This is a genomic window from Bartonella sp. AA86SXKL, from assembly GCF_042196885.1.
In genome coordinates, this window is record NZ_JBHIRE010000560.1 from 1 (window position 1) to 563 (window position 563).

The following is a 563-nucleotide window of genomic DNA, read 5'->3' on the forward strand; positions in this document are numbered from 1 at the left end:
TCTCAATTCTGTGCGCGGTGGTATAACCTTTATAGGGCAGGCACGGTTCTCTGAATACTATGTTTTTGACGGAAAAGTATCGATGCGTTCTCCGGGTTGGAATCAGACATTGGCCTGGATTGGAGACAATCAATTTTGGGGGCATCAATTAAAAGAACCTATTGTATGGGAGTCTCGCTTTGTAGCACAGCCAATGCATATCCAAATGGATAATGTTGCATTTACGATGGGTACAGCAAATGCACGTGGAGCTTTAGAAGTTGATTTTCAGGACTATGTACCAATTATAATTGGATCTTTAGCATTTGATAATCTAGATTTTGACCTTTTAAGGTCAGTGTTTTCTTCAGTTAAAGAGAAGAATCAATTCCTTGATATGGCAGATCGTATTGGGGTAGATGTACGGCTTTCTGCACCACAAGCAAAAGTGGGAAATGTTGTATTGACTGATTTAGCTGCTGCCATACAAATAAAAAATGGGCATGGCATTTTTGATCTTGGACATGCTAACGTTTTTGGTGGAGCACTTCAAAGCAATATTCAAATAACATCAGTTGGTCAGA

1 pseudogene is annotated in these 563 nt (G+C 39.6%); it reads left to right on the forward strand.

Going from position 1 to position 563, the window contains the following annotated elements:
- Positions 1–563: pseudogene (locus ACFIO5_RS13275) on the forward strand (AsmA family protein); the annotation flags it as partial.